Consider the following 14,934-nt stretch of genomic DNA (forward strand, 5'->3'; position numbering starts at 1 on the left):
GACGCGCTCAGCTCAACACGAGGTCGAGCACCGCGGTATAGTGGCACGCCGCGCCGGCCAAGACAAAGCCGTGCCAGATCGCGTTCTGGAAACGCAGCCGCCGCCAGGCGTGGAAGATTACGCCGAGGCTGTAGAGAACGCCGCCCGCCAGGATGAAACCCAGCACCAGCGCGGGCAGCGCCTTGACCACGGGGCCATAGAGCATCATCCCACTCCAGCCCATCACAAGATAGATGCCGACAGCGACACGGTCGAACCGGCCGGGATAGCGAAGCTTCAGCACGATGCCGACGATCGCGACACACCAGACGCAGACCAGCAGCATCAGCGCGAACACACTGTCCTTCACCTCCAGGATGAACGGCGTGTAGGTCGCGGCGATCAGGAGATAGATCGCGGAATGGTCGAACCGCCGCAGCAGCCATTTCACCGGCGAGACCGGCCAGAGATTATAGGTCGCCGACAGCACCAGCATCGACAGCAGGCCGGCGACATAGATCGAGACCCCGACGATGTCGGTCGCATCGGCATAGATCGCCGCCAGCACCACCAGAACGGTCGCGGCGATGACGCCGGAGAGCACGCCGATGGCATGGATGATACCGTCAGCGATGACCTCGGCGCGGTCGTAGTTCCAGCCCATCGCATCGGCGGCGGCATGGACGGAGTTCGAGGCGAACTGTTTCAGCGTAAAGACGGGCATGGCGGTCCGAAAGCGTCGATCAGTGTCCAATATTGGTCTTTCGCAGTTAACGCAGCGTTCAATGGCTGCTTTGCCCAAGAAGGCGGTGGAAGTATGAAGCTTGATTTTCGTCAGGCAGTTGCCACTTTTGTGACTAGTCCATTTTGCGTATTTGCCCCGCCCGAGATCGATCAACGTTCATATGGCATTCAGTTTCCAGGATATGGTCGAAGAGGCGCGCCTGTCGACCCGGGCGCTGATCGACTATGGCGGGCACTTCTTCAACCCGACGGTGCGGCTTGGGGTCACCGGCCTGTCGCGGGCCGGTAAGACTGTATTCATCACCGCATTGATCCACGGGCTGACGCGCGGCGGCCGGTTTCCGGTGTTCGAGGCCTATGCCTCGGGCCGGATCGCGCGGGCGGACCTGGCGCCGCAGCCGGACGACGCCGTGCCGCGCTTTTCCTATGAAAGCCATCTGCGCGCGCTGATCGAGGCGCGGCGCTGGCCGAACTCGACGGTTGACATCAGCGAGCTGCGTCTCGTCATCGACTACCAGCGCCAGAACGGCGCCGACCGCACCCTGACGCTCGACATCGTCGACTATCCCGGCGAATGGCTGCTCGACCTGCCGCTGCTTCAGAAGAGCTTTGAGCAATGGTCGGCGGAGAGCCTGGCGCTGTCGCGCGAGGCGCCGCGCGCGCATCTGGCCGCGGACTGGCACGCGCATCTGGCAACGCTCAAGCCCGAAGCGCGCGAGGACGAGCAGGCGACGCTGACAGCCGCAAAGCTCTTCACCAATTATCTGCGCGCCTGCCGCGACGAGCGCTTTGCGATGAGCCTGCTGCCGCCCGGCCGCTTCCTCATGCCCGGCAATCTCGCCGACACGCCGGCGCTGACTTTTGCACCGCTCGACGTACCCGCAGGCCGGCAGGCGCCGGACGGATCGCTCTGGGCGATGATGGTGCGCCGCTACGAGGCCTACAAGGACGTCGTGGTGCGGCCGTTCTTCCGCGATCATTTTGCCCGGCTCGATCGCCAAATCGTGCTCGCCGATGCGCTCGCCGCATTCAATTCGGGTCCCGAGGCGCTGCACGATCTCGAAGCGGCGCTCGCCGGCATTCTCGATTGCTTCCGCATCGGTCGCAGCACGTTCCTCACCAGCCTGTTCCGTCCGCGCATCGACCGCATCCTGTTCGCAGCGACCAAGGCTGATCATCTGCATCATTCCAGCCACGACCGGCTCGAGGCCGTGCTGCGCCGTGCCGTCACCCGCGCCGCGGCACGCGCGGAAGACACCGGGGCGAGCATCGATGTGGTGGCACTCGCCGCCGTCCGCGCCACACGCGAGGCGGAGGTCGCGCACGGCCGCGACAAATTACCCTCGATCCTGGGAACACCGGCCGCAGGCGAAAGCGCCGGTGGCGAGTTCTTCGACGGCAACACGGAGGTCGCGACCTTTCCGGGCGACCTGCCGCTCGATCCCGAACCGCTGTTCAACGGCACCGATGCGTTTCGCGGATTGTCGACGCAAGCCGCCGAGAAAAGCGACTTCCGCTTCCTGCGCTTCCGTCCGCCAAAGCTCGAGCGCGAGGGAACGAACGAGCCGACACTGCCTCACATCCGCCTCGACCGTGCCTTGCAGTTCCTGATCGGAGACAAGCTCGCATGAACGATCGATCCAAGCCGCGACGACCGGCGACGTTCCGGCTCGACGATCCCGGCGTCGTCGTCACCGAAGCGGACGAGACGAGCCGTGTCAGTCGCGCCACGATCCTGATCACGCCGGAGCCCGATCCGGCCACGCTGCCCGTACCCGTCGAAACCGCGATTCCTGCGCGACGCGGCTTCCCCTGGGGCGCGCTGTTCTGGTCTGGCGTCGCCGGGTTGACGTTGCTCGGTACCGGGCTCGGCGTCGTGCATTTGATCGAGGATCTGTTTGCGCGCAGCGAGAGTCTCGGCTTTGTCGGGCTTGCGCTCGCCTTCGTCACCACGCTTGCGCTTGCAGTGGTGATCGGACGCGAGGCGTTCGGGCTCGCGCGTCTTGCGACGATCGAGAAGCTGCATCGGCGCGCCGCAGAGGTGCTCGCCAGCGACGATCGCAAGGAGAGCCGCGCCATCGTGCGGGATCTGATCGTCATCGCGCACCAGAATCCGCGGCTCGCGCGCGCCCGCGCCGCGCTGGAGAGCCATGCCGGCGAGATCATCGACGGCGCCGACATGATCCGCCTCGCCGAGCGCGAGCTGATGTCGCCGCTGGATGCGGAGGCGCGGCGGCTGGTGTCGTCGGCCGCGCAGCGGGTGTCGATCGTCACCGCCGTTTCGCCGCGCGCACTGTTCGACGTGCTGTTCGTGTTCGTGGCCTCGCTCCGGCTGATCCGTCAGCTGGCCCGCCTCTATGGCGGTCGGCCCGGCGCACTCGGCATGATCCGCCTGCTCCGCCACGTCATCGCCCACCTCGCCATCACCGGCGGCCTCGCCGCCAGCGACAGCCTGGTGCAGCAGATGCTCGGCCACGGGATTGCAGCAAAACTGTCGCAGCGGCTGGGCGAAGGCATGCTCAACGGGTTGTTGACGGCGCGGCTGGGTTTGGCCGCGATCGACGTCACGAGGCCGCTGCCGTTTGCAGCGCTGCCGCCGCCAAAACTGTCGGATCTCGCGACGGATTTGCTGCGAAGGAAAGAGGAAGAAGAGCCGCGCTAGGCGTGCGAACGCGCTTCAAACTCCCCCGCCAGCACCCGCCACTGAAACAGCGGCGAGTCCTTTGACGGAGACAGCTCCGGGGTCCATCCGGTAAGCTTGTCGATTGTGTAGGTGTCGATCAGGACGCCGCGCCAGCGGCGTTCGACCTGTCCCAGTGGTGCGCGCGTCGCGGAAATCGACTCCCAGAGAGGCGAATGATCATCGGGCTGGCGGCCGATATAGATCCCGGCGTGCCCCCTGATCCGGTCCATGCCGGGATCGCGGAAATCCTGGAAGCGCCCACGCTCGTTGATTTCGACCACGGGCACCCGGCCGCGGAACAGCCAGCGCATCATGGCGTAGGTGCGGTAATCCGTGGTCGCGATCCAGGTCGCACCGGTCTCGTCGAGTGCGGCCTGCGCGCGCGCCGCGACCTGTTCGTAGCCGGCCTCGGCGCCGACCGGATCCATCTTGCCGAGGAAATTCCAGGGCGCGGCGACGTAATAGAGGAACACAATCACGACGAAGGCGATCCCCGGAACCAGCGCCGCCTTCACCCAGAAGATGCTCGACCGGATCGTCCGCACCGACCAACCTTCTTTCGGCATCATTGCGAGGTTCACCGCGGCAGCGGCGAAGCCTGTCGGCCACATGAACATCGGCCAGGTATCGCCGACCCTGAGCGTCAACGATTTGAAGAAGAAATAAGCGAACGGCACCAGCACTGCGGTCGACAACAGGATCGCCACCGGCTCGCGCGTTCGATAGCCGCGCCACGCTGTCATGGCGAGGCCTGACAGCACCACCGGCAGCATGACGAAACCGACGAGGCCGAATTGCAGGCCGATATAATCGCCAATCGTGCGCAGCGAGATGCCGTAATTGGCGGTGGCGCGCACGCCCTGGAAGCGGAACGAGGCCCAATCGTGCTGCGCGTTCCAGATCAGCACCGGCGAGAACATTGCGATCGCGACCAGCACCGCGAGATAAGGATAGGGGCTGCGCAGCCAGCGCCAGCGCCAATCCGGCACCAGCAGAAAAGCCGCGACCGCAGGCGCGAACATGATCGCGGTGAATTTCGACAGCAGCGACAGGCCCGCGAACAGGCCGGCCGCGAGCCACCAGCGGCCGTCCCCGCTCTGCGCCAGTCGCACCAGCGACCACATCATCGCCACCGCAAACGGGATCATGGCGACGTCGGGCGCGACCTTGGCCATCAGCAGGCCGTAATAGAGCGCGGCCTCCGGCATCAACACGGCAACCACGATCGCGCGCACATCATGGGTGAGGCGACGGACGATGTCGGCGAGCAAAAGCTGCGTCACAAGCATCGCGACGATGCCGCCGAAGCGGACTCCGAGCGTGGTGTCGCCGAAGATCGCGGTTCCGAAGCGGATGAGCCATGCGATGCCGGGCGGATGATCGAGGAAGCTCAACGCCGCCTCCTTCGACCAGGTCCAGTAATAGGCCTCGTCGGTGCGCAACTCGATCGCGGAGGCATAGACGATGCGCAGCACCGTCATCGCGGCGATCACCAGCACGGCCATGACGAGTGGCCGGCGCGACGCGCCGTCGGGCTTCACAGTGATGTCGGGAGCGATCGTCACGGCCGCGCTTTTCCCCGACTTGGGAGGGGGAGTCAATGTGGGGGGTGTTGCTGCGTGTGTCCGTCGTGCCGGGAATCGTAGGGTGGACAAAGCGAAGCGTGCCCACCATTGGGAGTGATGGAGGAATGGTGGGCACGGCGCCAAGGCGCCTTTGCCCACCCGATTTCGTCATCTTGCCGCTTAAGTGATCCGGCTGGCCGTTCGCCCGCGGAATTTAACTCTCCGCTGGCTGTTCTCCTCAGTGAACTGGTACAACCGAATCATGGCCGCGACCGCCCTTTCACGATTGCCCGAACTCGTCCGCTCGACCAGTGCGCGGCAGGTGCGGCTGGTCTGCGGCGTCATCCTGTTCTCCTACGTGGTCAGCCATTTCCTCAACCATGCGCTCGGCAATATCTCGGTCGATGCCATGCAGATCGGAGTCTACTACCATACGGCGTTCTGGCAGTTCCTGCCCGTGGCGATCGTGTTCTATGGCGCCGCGCTGACTCATATGGGCCTTGGCGTCTATGCGCTGTTCCAGCGCCGGCAGTTCCGCTGGAAGACGATCGAGCCGCTGCAGCTGGTGCTGGGGCTGAGCATACCGGCGCTGGTCATGGCGCATGTGATCGGCGTGCGGCTCGGCCAGACCCTGTACGGGCACGAGAAGCTCTATCCGCAGGAGCTGTATCTGTTCTTCGTCGTGGCACCTGGCCGGCTGTGGACGATGACGACCCTGCTGATCGTCGCCTGGGTGCACGGCTGCATCGGCATCTATTTCTGGCTCCGGCTGAAACCGTTCTTCGTTCGCGCGGCGCCGTATCTGCTGGCGGCAGCGGTACTGATCCCGACGCTGGCGCTGCTCGGCATCTACCAGGGCGGCCGCAGTGTCGCCGCCGACAGCGAGGACGGAGAATGGCGCGCGCATAATTACACGCGGCGCGAGGTCGGCACGTTCGCGCAGGCCGATACGCTCGACCGCATTACCGGCGGACTGACGATCGGTTACTTCGGCCTGCTCGGGCTGGTGCTGCTCGGGCGCGGCGTGCGCGGCTGGCGTGAGCGGCGCGGCGGCATGATCGCGCTGTCCTATGGCAACGGCAAGACGGTGCGCGTGCCCAAGGGGCTCTCGGTGCTGGAAGCGAGCCTGCGCCACAACGTGCCGCATGCCAGCGTCTGCGGCGGCCGCGCCCGCTGCTCGACCTGCCGCATCCGCATCATCGGCGACCACGGCACATTGCCCGAACCGTCGCAGCGCGAGGCCTTCGTGCTAGCCCGCGTCGGCACTGCTGATCCCTCGATCCGCCTCGCCTGCCAGCTGCGGCCGAACTCCGATCTGTCCTTCTTCCAGCTGTTCATGCCGCAGATGCTGTCGGCCAACGCGCATGCGTCCTCGCCTGCCAGAATCGGCCTGGAGCGCTATCTCGTCAGCCTGTTCGTCGACATGCGCGGTTCGACGCAGCTCGCCGAGAAGCGGCTGCCGTTCGACACCGTGTTCATCGTCAATCGCTTCCTTGGCGCGGTGTCGCAGGCCGTGATCGAGAATGGCGGCCAGCCAAACCAGTTCGTCGGCGACGGCATGCTGGCGCTGTTCGGCCTCAGCAGCGACCCGCAGACCGCCTGCCGGCAGGCGCTGAAAGCCATCGCCGGCATTGCGACCCATGTGGACGAACTCAACGAGCTCCTGAGCCACGACCTGCGCCAGCCGATCCGCTTCGGGATCGGCGTCCACGGCGGCGAGGTCATCATCGGCGACATCGGCTATCGCGACCACATCGTCTTCACCGCGCTCGGCGATGCCGTGAACGTCGCAGCCCGTCTCCAGGACATGACCAAGACGCTCGCCTGCGAGGCGATCGTCTCCGAAGAGATCCGCCGCACCGCCGGCCTTCAAGACGATGCGCTGCCGAAGCAGGAGGTCGCGATCCGCGGCCGCGACGAGCCGATGGTCGTGCGGGTGGTTGCGGATACACGAGCATTGTCCGCTCTCATCGCCGGCGACGAGCGCGTCGCGGCCTGATTCTTCACCTCTCCCCGCTTGCGGGGAGAGGTCGGAATTCGCGCGTAGCGCGGATTCCGGGTGAGGGGGACTCTCCACGAATCCAACTCTCACCGTCCCCGCGGAGACTCCCCCTCACCCCAACCCTCTCCCCGCAAGCGGGGCGAGGGAGCACACGGTCCGACGCGGCTACAGCTCGGCGCAATCTCGCTGCAAACGTAACACCGGCTTGTTGCAGCGCAACGGCATGGGTTTGCTGCGAAAGCACGAATTGACTTCACCTGAGTCGTTGCGACAGATGGGAGCAGGCTTCCCGGTGATGACCGCGAGCCAACGAAATGCTCCGGGAGGAGACGACATGTTCGATCGACGCGACCTGCTCAAAGGAGCGGGCCTTGCCGCACTTACGGCCACACTGAATTCCACCAAAGCGCTGGCACTCGACACCGTCACCCTACCATTCGCCAATGGCGAACGGCCGCTGGTGAAATATCCGCAGAAGCGGCCGATGATCGGGCTGACCAGCCGGCCGCCGCAGCTCGAGACGCCGTTCGCGGTGTTCAACGACGGCCCGATCACGCCAAACAACGCATTCTTCGTGCGCTATCACCTCGCCGACATCCCCTACAATCTCGACCCCGACAAGTTCACCCTCGAGGTCAAGGGCAAGGTCGACAAGCCGCTGAAGTTGTCGCTGAAGGACATCCGGAAGATGAAGGCGACCGAGATCGTCGCCGTCAACCAGTGCTCCGGCAACAGCCGCGGCCTCTTCGAGCCGCGCGTCGCCGGCGGCCAGCTCGCCAATGGCGCGATGGGCAATGCGCGCTGGCGCGGCGTCCCGCTGAAGACGGTGCTGGAGATGGCCGGCGTGCAGGCCGGCGCCAAACAGGTCGTGTTTGGCGGCATGGACGGTCCGGTCAGCGACAAGACGCCTGACTTCGCCAAGGCGCTCGACCTCGATCACGCCACCAATGGCGAGGTGATGCTGGCCTACGGCATGAACGGCGATGATTTGCCGTTCCTCAACGGCTTTCCGCTGCGCCTGGTCGTGCCCGGCTATTACGGCACCTACTGGGTCAAGCACCTCAACGAGATCACCGTCGTCGACAACGTCTATGACGGCTTCTGGATGAAATCGGCCTATCGCATCCCCGATACGCCGAACAATTCGATCGAGCCCGGCACCGCGCCGAAGGCAACGATCCCGATCAACCGCTTCACCATCCGCTCCTTTATCACCAGCATTCCCGACGGCGCCAAGCTGAAGCCGGGACGCACGACGCTACGCGGCATCGCCTTCGACGGCGGCAAGGGCATCAAGGACGTGTCGGTCTCCACTGATGGCGGCAAGATCTGGACAGCCGCCAAGCTCGGCAAGGACCTCGGCAACTACTCGTTCCGGGAATGGAAGCTGCCGGTGAGGCTCGCGGCAGGGAGCTACGAGCTCAAGGTGCGCGCCACCAGCAATTCCGGCGAGACACAGCCGGAGACGCCGCGCTGGAACCCGGCGGGTTATCTGCGCAACGTCGTCGAAACCACCCGCGTCAGCGTCGCCTGAGGAGAATTATCATGCCGCGCACCGTTCTCCTCATCGTCTCGCTTGCCCTCACCACCGGCCTGGGCGCCACGATCGCGGCCCCCGTCAACTACCAGCTCCCCAACGAGGTCGCCGCGTTCAAGCCTGGCCCCAATCTCGAAATCGTGCAGGGCAATTGCAGCGCCTGCCACTCGGCCGATTACATCGGCACGCAGCCACCGATGAAGGACAAGAAGGGGTTTTGGCAGGCCGAGGTGACCAAGATGATCAAGGTCTATGGCGCACCGATCGACGATGCAGACGTTGGCAAGATCGTGGACTATCTCGCCGCGACTTATTGACAAAGGGCCCGACGTGCGCGGGCCAATTCACCGTGAAACGGGCAAAACCGGCAAAAACGCCGCGAAGTTGAGCGAATTTCCGCGAATTGCCGATGTGGTTTGATCTACCAAGCCCGCCACATTCCGCGTATCCTGTTAGGACCGAACCGGCCGGTTGGCGGGGACTGGCGGTTCGCGATCTCGGAGGAAGACCCGCGGAGAAGTCGTGATGGCTAAAGGTACGGTCAAGTGGTTCAACCCGACGAAGGGTTATGGATTTATCCAGCCTGCGTCGGGCGGCAAGGATGTGTTCGTGCATATCTCGGCAGTGCAGAAAGCCGGCCTGTCCTCGCTGAACGAGGGACAGACGGTTGAATATGAAGAGATCGCAAACCGGGGCAAGACATCCGCAGAGAACCTCAAAGTATAAGCCCGCGGCTCCTGCTGCCTCCCGGCTCGGTCCGGGAGTGAGGCCAAGAAAATTTTAAAAGACGGTTCAGTGCATTCGACGACAGGCGTTGCGATTGCACAAGGATAGCTATTTTCCCGCGAAGACCGCTCGATCAACGCCGCAGCAATGACAATCGCGACCGCATGTCGTCAGCCCACCGGCAACGGTGCGTCGCGCTTGATCTCCTCCATCACCCTGATTTGACTATCGAACCGCCACGGTGCGGGCGTTACTCTGGCCCTCCAGCCCCAGGACACGCCATGCCGATCATCCCACCGCCCTTCTCCGCCCCCTATGCGCCCGATGACGCCGAGATCGCCGCGCGCCTGTTGCCGTCCGCGCATCTCGCCCCGCCGCAGGAAGCGCAGATCGACCGCAACGCGACACGGCTGATCGAGGCGATCCGCAAGCGCGACGACCGCCTCGGTGGGGTCGAGGATATGCTGCGGGAGTTTGCGCTCTCGACCAAGGAAGGCCTGGCGCTGATGGTGCTGGCCGAGGCGCTGCTGCGCGTGCCGGACGCGCGCACCGCCGACCAGTTCATCGAGGACAAGCTCGGCGAAGGCGATTTCATCCATCACGAGACCAAGTCCACGGCGTTCCTGGTCAACGCCTCCGCCTGGGCGCTCGGCCTGTCGGCGCGGGTGATCCAGCCCGGCGAGACGCCCGATGGCACCATCGGCCGGCTGGTGAAGCGGCTCGGCGCACCCGCGGTGCGCACCGCCACACGCCAGGCGATGCGGCTGATGGGCAATCATTTTGTACTGGGCGAGACCATCGAGCAGGCGCTGGAGCGAGGTAAGGCGCGCTCCGGCGAGAGGCCGCGCTACTCCTTCGACATGCTCGGCGAAGGCGCACGCACGGCGGCCGACGCAAAGCGCTATTTCGACGCCTATGCCAGCGCGATCGAAACCATCGGGAAGGCGGCCGGCAACCAATCCCTGCCCGACCGGCCCGGCATCTCCGTCAAGCTCTCGGCGCTGCATCCGCGCTTCGAGGCGATCAGCCATGACCGTGTGATGGCCGAACTCGTGCCGCAACTGCTCGATCTGGCCCGACGCGCTAGAGCGTATGACCTCAACTTCACCGTCGATGCCGAAGAGGCTGATCGCCTCGAGCTGTCGCTCGACGTGATCGCCGCAACGCTCGCCGATTCCTCGCTCAGGGGTTGGGACGGCTTTGGGCTTGCGATCCAAGCCTATCAGAAGCGCGCCAGCGCGGTGATCGACTACATTCACGAGCTGGCGCGCGCGCATGACCGCAAGCTGATGGTGCGGCTGGTCAAGGGCGCCTATTGGGACACGGAGATCAAGCGTGCGCAGGAGCGCGGGCTCGACGGCTATCCGGTATTCACGCGCAAGGCGATGACGGATCTGAACTTCGTCGCCTGCGCTGCGAAACTTTTGGGTCTGCGGCCGCGCATCTTCCCGCAGTTCGCGACCCATAACGCCCTCACCGTCGCAACTGTGCTGGAGTTCGCCGGCGATGCCGGCTACTTCGAATTCCAGCGCCTGCACGGCATGGGCGAGGCGCTCTACGAGCAGCTTGCCAAGGATCACCCCGACATCGCCTACCGCACTTACGCGCCGGTCGGCAGCCATCGCGACCTGCTCGCCTACCTGGTGCGGCGGCTGCTCGAGAACGGCGCCAACTCGTCTTTCGTGGCGCAGGCGGCCGACTACCGCGTGCCGGTCACGGCGCTCTTGAAGCGTCCGGTGGACATCATCGTCCGTCCCGATCACGCGCATCACGCAAAAATCCCGCTGCCCGGCGATCTGTTCGCGCCGGAGCGCCACAACTCAGGCGGCATCGAATTCGGCGAACGCGCGGCACTCGACCGGCTGCTGGCCGGCGTCAAGGCGGCAACCCCCGAACTCAAGCCGGTCACTGACGCAACGCCCGAGCAGGCCGGCATGGCGATCGCGGCGGCACGCGCAGGATTTGCGGCCTGGAGCCGGACCCCCGCGGCGACGCGCGCAGCGGCGCTGGAGCAGGCCGCACATCTGCTGGAGAGCCGCGGCGCGCAGTTCATCGCTCTGTTGCAGCGCGAGGGCGGCAAGACGCTCGACGACGCGCTCTCCGAGCTGCGCGAAGCCGCCGATTTCTGCCGCTATTATGCCGCGCAGTCCCGCAAGCTGTTCGGCCACGAGACGGCGATGCCGGGCCCGACCGGCGAGAGCAACGCGCTCGCCATGCGCGGCCGCGGCGTCTTCGTTGCGATCTCGCCGTGGAATTTTCCGCTGGCGATTTTCCTCGGCCAGGTCACTGCCGCGCTGATGGCCGGCAATAGCGTCGTGGCAAAACCGGCCGAGCAGACGCCGCGCATCGCGGCCGAGGCCGTACGGCTGCTGCACGAGGCCGGCATTCCCAAGAGCGCGCTGCACCTTGTCACCGGCGACGGCCGCCTCGGCGCCATGTTGACCGCGCACGCCGACATTGCTGGCGTCGTCTTCACCGGCTCGACCGAGGTTGCGCGTACCATCAACCGGACTCTCGCTGCCAAGGACGGGCCGATCGTGCCGCTGATCGCGGAGACCGGCGGCATCAACGCCATGATCGCGGATGCCACCGCACTCCCCGAGCAGGTCGCCGACGACGTCGTGATGTCGGCGTTCCGTTCCGCCGGCCAGCGCTGCTCGGCGCTGCGGCTGCTGTTCGTGCAGGAGGACGTTGCCGACCGCATGATCGAGATGATCGCGGGCGCGGCGCGCGAACTGCAAATCGGCGATCCGGCTGATGTCGCGACCCATGTCGGCCCCGTGATCGACCTCGAGGCCAGGCAGCGGCTTGATGCGCACATTGCCCGAATGAAGAGCGAAGCGCGGCTGCATTTCGCAGGCATCGCGCCGGAGGGCTGTTTCGTCGCGCCCCACATCTTCGAACTCCGTGATGCCGGCCAGCTCACCGAGGAGGTGTTCGGCCCGATCCTGCATGTGGTGCGCTACCGCGCCGAAAGCTTCGAGCACGTGTTGCAGGCGATCGAGCGCACCGGCTACGGGCTGACGCTCGGCATCCACTCCCGCATCGACGACACGGTCGAGGCCATCATCGACCGCGTTCAGGTCGGCAACATCTACGTCAACCGCAACATGATCGGCGCCGTCGTCGGCGTGCAGCCGTTCGGCGGCAACGGCCTGTCCGGCACCGGTCCGAAGGCGGGCGGCCCGCATTATCTCGCGCGTTTCGCCACCGAGCAGACTGTCACCATCAACACGGCCGCGGCCGGCGGCAATGCAGCCTTGCTGGCAGGGGAGGAGTAAGGCCCGCGAGGAGCGTTGCATCCCGCCGAAACATCAGTCTAATGCTTCCATGACCTGCCCGCGCGAATTCCAGCCAGCGGGAAACAACAAGAGCGAGGGAGCAACGCCGCGATGGAAAAAGGCATTTTTGCGGGGCTCAAGGTTCTGGACTGCGCGAGCTTCATCGCGGCCCCCGCGGCTGCGACCGTGCTGTCGGATTTCGGCGCCGATGTGATCAAGATCGAGCCGCCCGGCGCCGGCGACCCCTACCGCAATCTGCCGAACCTGCCCGGCTATCCCACCGGCGAGCACAATTTCGCGTGGCTACTGGAAGCCCGCAACAAGAAGAGCCTCGCGCTCGACCTCTCCAAGCCGGAGGCGCAGGCCGTGCTCTACAAGCTGGTCGAAGAGGCCGACGTCTTCATCACCAACATGCCGCCGCCGGTACGCGCCAAGCTCGGCATAACCCACGACCATCTCGCCCATCTCAACGACCGGCTGATCTACGCTTCCTTCACCGGCTATGGCGAGAAGGGCGAGGAAGCCAACAAGCCCGGTTTCGACAGCAACGCCTATTGGGCGCGCTCCGGCCTGATGGACCTCGTCCGCGCCGACATCGACACGACACCGGCCCGCTCTGTCGCCGGCATGGGCGACCATCCCTGCGCCATGGCGCTGTACAGCGCGATCGTCACCGCGCTCTATCAGCGCGAGAAGACCGGCAAGGGCTCGCATGTCGCCTCCAACCTGATGGCCAACGGCGTGTGGGCTGCGAGCGTGCTGGCACAGGCCAAACTCTGCGGCGCCAAGTTCGGCGAGCGGCGCCCGCGCGAGCGCGCGCTCAATGCCGTTGCCAACCACTATCAGTGCAGGGACGGCCGCTGGCTGATCCTGTCGCTGCTGAGCGAGGAGAAGCAGTTTCCGACATTGGCCAAATGCCTCGGACGCGAGGACCTGATCAGTGATCCACGCTTTGCCACCAAGCCGGACCGCCACGCCCGCTCGATCGAGCTGATCAAGATTTTTGACGAGACCTTTGCCACCAGGGATCTCGCCGAATGGCGCAAGATCCTCGACGGCAACGGGCTGGTGTTCGGCATCGTCGGCATTCTGGACGACATTCCGAACGACAAGCAGATGCTCGACAACGAGGTGCTGGTGCCGTTCGAGAACGACACCATGCTCACCATCTCCAGCCCGATCTGGATCGACGGCACCAAGAAGGTGCAACCGCGCAAGCCGCCCGGCGTCGGCGAGCACAGTGACGAGATCTTGCGTGGTGTGGGATACGACGAGGCCGCGATCAAGCAGCTGAGGTCTAAGGGGGCGGTGGGGTAAGCGGCGAATGCTCACCGCATACTCCGCCGTCGTCCCGGCGAAGGCCGGGACCCATAACCCCAGGGAGTAGTTTGGCGAAGACTGGTTGTTCGGTAGTCCGACCGATCACAATCGATAAATCACGCGGTATGGGTCCCGGCCTGCGCCGGGACGACACTGAGTGTGTGGCAACGCCTCGATCACAGATGCATTGCTGGATTGCTTCGCTACGCTCGCAATGACGATGCCGTGCTATCCCGCTATAACCTCGCGGCAACATCGCGCCGCGTGAGGTCCCATGCCCAGCTATCGCCTGCACTACTTCCCCGAATCCGGCAACAGCTACAAGCTGGCTTTGATGCTGACGCTTTGCGGCGAGATGTTCGAGCCGGTCTGGACCGACTTCGGCGGCGGCGTGACCCGCACGGCAGAGTGGCGCAAGGCCGTCAACGAAATGGGCGAAATTCCCGTGCTCGAAGTCGACGGCGTGAAGATGACGCAGACTGCGCCGCTCCTGCTGAAGCTCGCGGAACAATATGGGCGTTTCGGCGCAGAGACGGAGCAGGAAAAGTTCGAGCTGCTGCGCTGGCTGTTCTGGGACAACCACAAGCTAACCGGCTACATGGCGACCTATCGCTTCATGCGGGACTTCACCGAGAAGAACGATCCGCAGGTGCTGAAGCACTTTCGCCGGCGCCTCGAGGATTTCCTCGGCATTCTCGACGGGCATCTCCAGCACAACGCCTTTGCGATCGGCGGCAAGCCGACGGTCGCCGATATCTCGATGATGGCCTATCTGCACTATCCGAGCGACGAGCATGGCTTCGATTTTGCGACGAGCCATCCCGCCATCCACGCCTGGCTCGGCCGCATGGCCGCGCTACCCGGCTGGAAATCAGCCTATGATCTCCTGCCCGGCAAGCGGATGACGAATTACGCGAAATGAGAATCCCGACTATTTCAGCGCCAGCCAGCCGAGCGTGAACAGGATCCCGCCGATGATGACGACCACCGCGACAGCTGTGGCGCTGACGCGGATGCTGCCGGTGACCTGTTTGGCTTCCTCGTTCCGCGCGATCTCGCAATTGCGCTCCTTGTTGGCTTCGCTGGTATCCGTCATG

General features: G+C 65.0%; 12 protein-coding genes. 9 read left to right on the top strand and 3 right to left on the bottom strand.

Features of this window, described 5'->3' with window-relative positions:
- Window positions 1–7: 7 nt before the first annotated feature.
- Window positions 8–703 carry a PAQR family membrane homeostasis protein TrhA gene (gene trhA, locus JJE66_RS04075; protein ID WP_200512816.1) on the bottom strand — a complete coding sequence of 232 codons (696 nt, stop codon included), beginning with the start codon at window positions 701–703 and terminating at the stop codon, window positions 8–10.
- Between the two features lie 181 nt (window positions 704–884).
- Here trhA and JJE66_RS04080 point away from each other — a divergent pair, with 181 nt between their 5' ends.
- Both JJE66_RS04080 and JJE66_RS04085 read left to right on the top strand, forming a co-directional pair.
- Complete coding sequence (locus tag JJE66_RS04080; protein WP_200512817.1) at window positions 885–2,354, top strand: YcjX family protein; 1,470 nt, start codon at window positions 885–887, stop codon at window positions 2,352–2,354.
- On the top strand, window positions 2,351–3,385 hold the full coding sequence (locus JJE66_RS04085) for a YcjF family protein (RefSeq protein ID WP_200512818.1): 1,035 nt from the start codon (window positions 2,351–2,353) through the stop codon (window positions 3,383–3,385). Before JJE66_RS04080 ends, JJE66_RS04085 begins: the two co-directional genes overlap by 4 nt.
- Here JJE66_RS04085 and JJE66_RS04090 read toward each other — a convergent pair.
- Entirely contained in the window at window positions 3,382–4,911 is a 1,530-nt protein-coding gene (locus JJE66_RS04090; RefSeq protein ID WP_200515266.1) for a glycosyltransferase family 39 protein, read from the bottom strand. The two genes, JJE66_RS04085 and JJE66_RS04090, sit on opposite strands and share 4 nt — an antisense overlap.
- Before the next feature lie 322 nt (window positions 4,912–5,233).
- Here JJE66_RS04090 and JJE66_RS04095 point away from each other — a divergent pair, with 322 nt between their 5' ends.
- From JJE66_RS04095 to JJE66_RS04125, 7 genes are all read left to right on the top strand, one after another.
- Entirely contained in the window at window positions 5,234–6,970 is a 1,737-nt protein-coding gene (locus tag JJE66_RS04095) for an adenylate/guanylate cyclase domain-containing protein (protein ID WP_200512819.1), read from the top strand.
- 337 nt (window positions 6,971–7,307) lie between these two features.
- Complete coding sequence (locus JJE66_RS04100; RefSeq protein WP_200512820.1) at window positions 7,308–8,507, top strand: molybdopterin-dependent oxidoreductase; 1,200 nt, start codon at window positions 7,308–7,310, stop codon at window positions 8,505–8,507.
- Between the two features lie 11 nt (window positions 8,508–8,518).
- Window positions 8,519–8,827, top strand: coding sequence for a cytochrome c (locus tag JJE66_RS04105; protein WP_200512821.1), 309 nt, complete (start codon window positions 8,519–8,521; stop codon window positions 8,825–8,827).
- 208 nt (window positions 8,828–9,035) lie between these two features.
- Window positions 9,036–9,236 (top strand): cold-shock protein, encoded by a 201-nt coding sequence (locus tag JJE66_RS04110; protein ID WP_008134691.1) that lies wholly within the window; start codon window positions 9,036–9,038, stop codon window positions 9,234–9,236.
- Window positions 9,237–9,517: 281 nt separating this feature from the next.
- Complete coding sequence (putA, locus tag JJE66_RS04115; protein ID WP_200512822.1) at window positions 9,518–12,517, top strand: bifunctional proline dehydrogenase/L-glutamate gamma-semialdehyde dehydrogenase PutA; 3,000 nt, start codon at window positions 9,518–9,520, stop codon at window positions 12,515–12,517.
- Window positions 12,518–12,628: 111 nt separating this feature from the next.
- Entirely contained in the window at window positions 12,629–13,834 is a 1,206-nt protein-coding gene (locus tag JJE66_RS04120) for a CaiB/BaiF CoA-transferase family protein (protein WP_200512823.1), read from the top strand.
- Between the two features lie 277 nt (window positions 13,835–14,111).
- Complete coding sequence (locus tag JJE66_RS04125; protein WP_200512824.1) at window positions 14,112–14,759, top strand: glutathione S-transferase family protein; 648 nt, start codon at window positions 14,112–14,114, stop codon at window positions 14,757–14,759.
- Window positions 14,760–14,768: 9 nt separating this feature from the next.
- On the opposite strand, the gene JJE66_RS04130 is transcribed toward JJE66_RS04125, so the two are convergent.
- Complete coding sequence (locus JJE66_RS04130; RefSeq protein ID WP_200512825.1) at window positions 14,769–14,933, bottom strand: hypothetical protein; 165 nt, start codon at window positions 14,931–14,933, stop codon at window positions 14,769–14,771.
- Between the last annotated feature and the right edge of the window lies 1 nt (window position 14,934).

The sequence above is a fragment of the Bradyrhizobium diazoefficiens genome, assembly GCF_016612535.1.
GTDB classification, from domain to species: Bacteria; Pseudomonadota; Alphaproteobacteria; order Rhizobiales; family Xanthobacteraceae; genus Bradyrhizobium; species Bradyrhizobium diazoefficiens_C.

Bases quoted from the DNA above. Each gene is read 5' to 3' on its own strand.
- trhA (WP_200512816.1), bottom strand. From the start codon at position 703: ATGCCCGTCTTTACGCTGAAACAGTTCGCCTCGAACTCCGTCCATGCC.
- JJE66_RS04125 (WP_200512824.1), top strand. From the start codon at position 14,112: ATGCCCAGCTATCGCCTGCACTACTTCCCCGAATCCGGCAACAGCTAC.
- JJE66_RS04105 (WP_200512821.1), top strand. From the start codon at position 8,519: ATGCCGCGCACCGTTCTCCTCATCGTCTCGCTTGCCCTCACCACCGGC.
- JJE66_RS04095 (WP_200512819.1), top strand. From the start codon at position 5,234: ATGGCCGCGACCGCCCTTTCACGATTGCCCGAACTCGTCCGCTCGACC.
- JJE66_RS04080 (WP_200512817.1), top strand. From the start codon at position 885: ATGGCATTCAGTTTCCAGGATATGGTCGAAGAGGCGCGCCTGTCGACC.
- JJE66_RS04130 (WP_200512825.1), bottom strand. From the start codon at position 14,933: ATGACGGATACCAGCGAAGCCAACAAGGAGCGCAATTGCGAGATCGCG.
- JJE66_RS04120 (WP_200512823.1), top strand. From the start codon at position 12,629: ATGGAAAAAGGCATTTTTGCGGGGCTCAAGGTTCTGGACTGCGCGAGC.
- JJE66_RS04110 (WP_008134691.1), top strand. From the start codon at position 9,036: ATGGCTAAAGGTACGGTCAAGTGGTTCAACCCGACGAAGGGTTATGGA.
- JJE66_RS04090 (WP_200515266.1), bottom strand. From the start codon at position 4,911: ATGGCCGTGCTGGTGATCGCCGCGATGACGGTGCTGCGCATCGTCTAT.
- JJE66_RS04100 (WP_200512820.1), top strand. From the start codon at position 7,308: ATGTTCGATCGACGCGACCTGCTCAAAGGAGCGGGCCTTGCCGCACTT.
- JJE66_RS04085 (WP_200512818.1), top strand. From the start codon at position 2,351: ATGAACGATCGATCCAAGCCGCGACGACCGGCGACGTTCCGGCTCGAC.
- putA (WP_200512822.1), top strand. From the start codon at position 9,518: ATGCCGATCATCCCACCGCCCTTCTCCGCCCCCTATGCGCCCGATGAC.